General features: G+C 47.2%; 7 protein-coding genes. All 7 read left to right on the top strand.

Annotated elements, in window-relative coordinates; all coding sequences use genetic code 11:
* Window positions 1-285: 285 nt before the first annotated feature.
* On the top strand, window positions 286-1,677 hold the full coding sequence (gene amrA, locus Q0Y54_RS11080) for an AmmeMemoRadiSam system protein A (RefSeq protein WP_297967785.1): 1,392 nt from the start codon (window positions 286-288) through the stop codon (window positions 1,675-1,677).
* Window positions 1,670-2,509, top strand: a complete 840-nt coding sequence (amrS, locus tag Q0Y54_RS11085; protein ID WP_297967789.1) for an AmmeMemoRadiSam system radical SAM enzyme — start codon at window positions 1,670-1,672, stop codon at window positions 2,507-2,509. The genes amrA and amrS overlap by 8 nt, the downstream gene beginning before the upstream one ends.
* A gap of 100 nt (window positions 2,510-2,609) precedes the next feature.
* The gene (locus tag Q0Y54_RS11090; protein ID WP_297967794.1) at window positions 2,610-3,581 is read left to right on the top strand and encodes a polyprenyl synthetase family protein; all 972 of its coding nucleotides are present in this window, start codon (window positions 2,610-2,612) and stop codon (window positions 3,579-3,581) included.
* A 293-nt stretch (window positions 3,582-3,874) separates the two neighbouring features.
* Window positions 3,875-4,138: a twin-arginine translocase TatA/TatE family subunit gene (tatA, locus tag Q0Y54_RS11095; RefSeq protein ID WP_297967797.1), complete on the top strand. Its 264-nt coding sequence runs from the start codon at window positions 3,875-3,877 to the stop codon at window positions 4,136-4,138.
* A 140-nt stretch (window positions 4,139-4,278) separates the two neighbouring features.
* The gene (tatA, locus tag Q0Y54_RS11100; protein ID WP_297967804.1) at window positions 4,279-4,479 is read left to right on the top strand and encodes a twin-arginine translocase TatA/TatE family subunit; all 201 of its coding nucleotides are present in this window, start codon (window positions 4,279-4,281) and stop codon (window positions 4,477-4,479) included.
* 2 nt (window positions 4,480-4,481) lie between these two features.
* Window positions 4,482-5,366 carry a twin-arginine translocase subunit TatC gene (gene tatC, locus Q0Y54_RS11105; protein ID WP_297967800.1) on the top strand — a complete coding sequence of 295 codons (885 nt, stop codon included), beginning with the start codon at window positions 4,482-4,484 and terminating at the stop codon, window positions 5,364-5,366.
* 10 nt (window positions 5,367-5,376) lie between these two features.
* On the top strand, window positions 5,377-6,267 hold an 891-nt coding region (locus Q0Y54_RS11110; protein ID WP_297967802.1), incomplete at its 3' end, for a UbiD family decarboxylase.

A 6,267-nucleotide genomic window follows, 5' to 3' on the forward strand; every position in this document is an offset into this window, starting at 1 on the left:
AGTTTGTTTTCCCCCACCTAAAGAGGTGGGGGACATCTTAAAGCTCGTTATATTTCGCATAGTCATGTAGCTAAAGTTTATATTTATTTTATTTAGCTTAAAAATCATAACTCGCTTCGCTCAAACAAATGATTTTTGCGCTAATACTAGGGTATTTAAATAAAAACTTCTTAACACTCCATGACTAACCGCTCAATATAATTGCCATCTTTCGATATAAAAATAGAGGTATTGGCGTTGTTTTTGTCGTAATAACTTTATAGAAAAAAATTTGGAGGTGTACGTATGCCATTTCTTGGAGCTTGTGCAGTACCTCATCCGCCTCTTATTTTGCCGGAGATTGGCCGGGGTGAGGAAAATAAAATATCAGATACCATTAACGCATATAAGGAGGTGGCTCACTGGGTAGTGGCAAATAACCCAGATGTGGTGGTTATTACCAGTCCCCACGCCACCATGTATGCCGATTATATGCAAATATCTTCCGGAGCAAGGGCCCAGGGCAGCTTTGCCAATTTTGGTCATCCGGAGCTGAGCTTTGATGTGGAATATGATGAGGAATTCGTTCAGCAGGTGGCGAAGGCCGCTGAGGGGATTAAACTGGCCACCGGAGTCTTGGGCCAACAAAGGGGAGATTTGGATCATGGCACCATGATACCCTTGTACTTTTTGCAGAAGGCAGGCTATAGGGGGAAAATTGTGCGCGTTGGCTTATCAGGCTTATCCAATATACACCACTATTCACTGGGGGTGTTGCTGAGGGAAACCGCCAATAAGCTGAACAGAAGGCTGATAATCGTGGCCAGCGGTGATTTGTCCCACAAGCTGAAGGCAGATGGCCCATATGGCTTTGCTGAGGAAGGTCCCGTCTTTGATAAACGCATGGCTGACTGCTTTGCCAAAGGGGATTTCCTGGAATTGCTTACCACACCCTCCAAATTGGCAGAGGGTGCTGCAGAATGCGGTCTCCGTTCATTTTGGATAATGGCAGGAGCCTTTGATTGCCTGGAGGTGGATGCCGAGCTGCTGTCATGTGAGGGCCCCTTTGGCGTGGGCTACGGGGTGGCACGCTTTACTCCTAAGGGAGAGAACAGTGGACGTAACATAGGGGAACAGGCTGTGGACAGTCATAAAAAGACTATGGCGGCATTAAGAGAAAAGGAAGATGCTTATTTAAGGCTGGCACGAACAAGCCTGGAAAGCTATGTACTTTATCATAAGCATATAGAAGTACCTGACGCTTTGCCGGAGGAAATGCTTAATACACGGGCCGGTGCCTTTGTGTCCATAAAAAAAGCAGGACAGCTTAGGGGCTGTATTGGCACAATTTTGCCTGTCAGGGATAATCTGGCAGCTGAAATCATCGCCAATGCAATATCGGCAGGAACCGGTGATCCGCGGTTTCCGGCAGTAACAGAGGCGGAATTGGAGGATTTGGTTTATGATGTGGATGTGCTGTCAGAGCCTGAGCCCATTTCTGGTCCGGCTGAGCTGGATGTGAAGCGATATGGGGTCATAGTAGGCAGTCAGGACAATCATCGTCGTGGTCTGCTATTGCCTGATTTGGAGGGGGTAGAGACGGTGGAGGAACAGATTGCCATTGCCAGACGGAAGGGGAATATTGGCCCGGAGGAGCCAATCCGACTGTGGCGCTTTGAGGTGACCCGCCATGAATAATGAGCTGAGCTTAAGCTGTGAGCTATGTCCGCACAGGTGCAGCCTGGGGGAGGGACAAACCGGCTATTGCGGTACCAGAAAGCATATAGATGGACAAATTAAAAATATTTCCTACGGTCTGGTTACCTCCCTGGCCATTGATCCCATTGAGAAAAAGCCCCTGTATCATTTTTATCCGGGACACAGTATTTTATCCTGGGGAAGCTTTGGCTGTAATATGAAATGTCCCTTCTGCCAAAATCATGAGATATCACAGCGGGGCAGGGAAATGGCTCAGGGCTATGTTTCCCCGGAGGAGCTGGTGAATATGGCAGATAAAGCAACCAGGGAGGCGGGGAGTATAGGGGTGGCCTTTACCTATAATGAGCCGCTTTTGGGCTATGAATATCTGTTGGAGGTGGCTCCATTGCTGAGAAGGGCCGGTCAGAGGGTGGTGCTGGTGACCAACGGACAGCTGTCAAGGGGTCCATTGATGGAGCTGCTGCCGTACATTGATGCCATGAATATTGATTTAAAGGTATTTTCTGCCGAGGGCTATCAAGGACTTGGAGGCGATTTTGATACGGTAAAGGGCACTATAGCACAGGCGGTGGAAATGGGGGTTCATGTGGAGATAACCACCCTGGTGGTCCCGACCCTGAATGATGATATGGCTATGATGGAGGCTGAGGCACAATGGCTGGCCGGCCTGGGGCAGGATATTCCCTTACATTTGTCCCGCTATTTTCCCCGCTATAAATTTCAAATTCCACCTACACCCATAACCGTCCTGCAGCAGCTGCAAAATACTGCAAAACAATATTTGAAGTATGTGTATCTGGGTAATGTTTAGAAAAGAAAAATTTACCTGTGCAGAAGGGACAAAAATTTGAAAAAAATGCCAATATATAGTAAAATAATAGGGCTTTAAAGTTTTTTTGCGAGGGATTAAATTGTCTAAAAAGATATTTGATATAATAAAATCTGATTTGGCGGATTTGGAAACAGCCCTACAGGAAGCCGTAAAGTCCCCTGTAGATACCATCACTGATATTGGCAACCACCTGGTGAAGGCCGGTGGCAAGCGGTTGCGTCCGGCCATGTTCTTTTTGGCTGCTCGTTGTAGTGCCAATTTTAATTTGGAGAGGGTAATGCCCTTGGCTGTGGCCTTGGAATTAATTCATATGGCCTCCCTGGTTCATGACGATGTACTGGACAGTGCCGCCACCCGTCGCGGTGAGGAGACGGCTAATGCCAAATGGGGCAATCAGCTGGCTATTTTGGCCGGGGATTATCTCTTTGCCAAGGCATTCGTGCTGGTAACGGAAAATGGCTATGGGGAACGGGTCAATAACCAGCTTTCCCGGCTGTTGGCCGACCTTTCCGCCGGTGAGCTGATTCAGAACAAGGAAATATATAGGGCCTCCTGCGATATTGAGGAGTATTATGAGCGTATTGCTATGAAGACAGCCAATTTCCTGGCTATCAGCTGTCAGCTGGGGGGACACGTAATGGGACTGCCGGAAAAGGAGGTTCAGGCCTTATACGATTATGGCTACTGTGTTGGAATGGCCTTCCAGCTTACCGATGATTTGCTGGATTTGACAGGGGATTCCAAGACCATTGGCAAGCCTGCGGGAAATGATATCCTTCAGGGAATTATCACCCTACCGGCAATAAGGGCTCTGGAAACCAGTCCTGACCGGGAAGAGCTGCTTTCCATTGTGACCAATCGTCATATGACCAAGGCCGATTTGGATAGGGCCCTGGAGCTGGTGCGGGCCACAGATGGTATTGAATTCACCAGAAAAAAGGTGGAGGAATACCTTGATAGGGCAAGAGGCGTGCTGCCGGAGACTATACCGGAGGATGTCAGAACAGCCTATGTTATGGCGGCTGACTTCGTTGCCGGCAGAAAATTCTAACAGAATAAAATCCATTGCACATAGATAAATTTCTCCCGTCTTATAGGCGGGAGTTTTACTATGAACACTTAGCGAGCACAAGCCCACGGCGTAGTGGGAGCTTAGTGTTCGTTGTAAGGGCGTGTGGACACCGTCAGGTGTCCAGTAAGTTTACTATGAACACTTAGCGAGCACAAGCCCACGGTGCAGTGGGAGCTTAGTGTTCGTTGTAAGAGCGTAGTGCAAAACACTGTTTCGCACGAAGTTTAGTACCTGTCAGTATTTTTAGATTGAATTTTTACGGAGGTAAGGAAATGTTTGGTATAGGAGTTCCGGAACTTATTATAATTCTTATTATTGGGCTTATTGTCTTCGGTCCAGGTAAATTACCTGAGCTGGGCCGTTCCCTGGGAAAAACCATAAGGGAGTTCCGCAAGGTGTCCAATGGTATAATGGAGGATGATGAGGAGCCAGCCAAAAAGCCGGCCAAGGAGGTTGTGAAAGCCTCTGTCCAGGAACCGGCCAAGCCTGTGGACACATCAGCAGAAAAGGAACAAGCTGGTGACCAGGTGCGCTAAGACAGATAACCCGGTGAAATAGGTCCCCTTCCGACATCGGGAGGGGATATTGTATTGAGATTTTTTATCTGGCTATGTATAATTATTTGTGTAGAGCTTATATTGTGTAGAACTTATATTGTCGCGGGAGGCGTGTTATGATTGGTGGATTTGGTGTACCGGAGCTGATTTTAATTTTGATTATTGGCCTTGTTATTTTTGGCCCAGGTAAATTGCCGGATATTGGCAAGGCCTTTGGCAAGAGCATCAAGGAATTTAAGACAGCCCAGAATGATAATGATAAGAAGGAACCGATCAATATTACTGAGGAAGCTAAGGAAAAATCTAAGGATGAAGCCTGATTATGAGTAAAGACGAAAAAAATATGGTGGATATCGAATCAGAGGGAATGGCTGACGAAAAGGAAAAGATCGCCTCCCGGTCTGAGGAAGTGACTGCTTCCCGATCTGAGGAAGTGCCTGAGGGGGAGGCTGGTCATGACTATCGGCCAGATGAAGATGAGCTGACTGATGAGGCAGAGGACGCCGAGTATCAGTCTGATGATGAAATGTCAATTATTGATCATCTCACCGAGCTGAGACGGCGGCTGATCCGCTGTGTTGTGGCCATACTTGTGGGGAGCTGTATAACCTATGCCTTTGATGAAAAAATAATGCAATTTTTGCTCGAACCAGCCGGAAAGCTGTATTTTATGCATCCGGGCGAGGCCTTTTTTTCCTATGCCAAGGTGGTTTTGTTTTCCGGATTTTTATTGGCTACGCCGGTGGTTTTTTATGAAATATGGCGTTTTTTTGTACCGGCCTTTACCAGACGGGAACGGATGGTGCTGGGCATCATGGTGCCAAGCTCCATTTTGCTATTTTATCTTGGGTTGGCCTTTTCTTTTTTTCTCATTGTTCCACTTGGTATAAAATTTTTTATGGGAATGGGTTCTGATGATTTGTCACCACTGTTTTCGATTGAGAAGTATCTTGATTTTATCATTACATTCCTGCTGCCCTTTGGGCTGGCCTTTGAGCTGCCGCTGATAATCATTATTATGGCCTCCATTGGCCTGGTTACCTCCCAGCAACTCAAAAAGTATTTCAGGTATGTATTTTTTGTGTCCTTCATCGTTGGTGCCCTATTGACACCACCCGATGTAGTATCGCAGGTTACCCTGGCCCTGCCACTAACCTTATTGTATGGGCTGAGTTATTTAGTTGTTAGATATGTTTTAAGAAAGTAGGAGAGCTGATATGGCTTTTAAGGATTTGCGGGAGTTTATAACTGAATTGGAGCGCCGCGGCTTATTGAAGCGCATCAAGACAGAGGTGGATTGTGAGCTGGAGATTACCGAGATAACAGACCGGGTATCCAAGATGGAAGGGGCGAAAAATGTTGCCCTGCTCTTTGAAAATGTAAAGGGCTATGATATGCCGGTGCTGATGAATGCCTTCGGTAGCATGGAGCGGATGGCCATTGCTTTCGGTGTGGAAAAGCTGGATGATATTGCTGATGAGCTGCGGGAAATACTGCGGCTTCCCTATATTTCCGTTTCCCACAAAATGGATTTATTGAGCATTATTCCTATGGCCAAGGGGGCGATTAACTTCCCGAAGTACGTAAAGAAGGCCCCTTGTCAGGAGGTGGTCATTACCGATAACCCGTCTTTGGATAAATTTCCAATTTTAAAATGCTGGCCCCAGGATGGTGGGCGGTTTATCACCTTGCCATTAATTTTTACCAAGAATCCGAATACGGGCAAGCGTAACGTGGGAATGTATCGTTTGCAGAAATATGATAGCAGGACTACAGGAATGCATTGGCACATTCACAAAAACGGTGCGGATAATTATCGCGATACCAAGGCCCAGGGGGTTCAGCGCATGGAGGTGGCCGTGGCCATCGGTACTGACCCTGTAGTGACCTACGCTGCCACAGCACCGCTTCCACGCGATATTGATGAAATGGTATTTGCCGGCTTCCTGCGTCACAAGGGCGTGGAAATGGTAAAGTGCAAGACGGTGGATGTGGAGGTTCCGGCCCATGCCGAGATTATTCTGGAGGGCTATGTAGATGTGGATGAAACCCGATGGGAGGGCCCATTTGGCGATCATACCGGCTATTATTCCCTGGCTGACTATTAC

Origin of the sequence: uncultured Anaerovibrio sp., from assembly GCF_947302755.1 — a bacterium.
Classification (GTDB): domain Bacteria; phylum Bacillota; class Negativicutes; order Selenomonadales; family Selenomonadaceae; genus Anaerovibrio.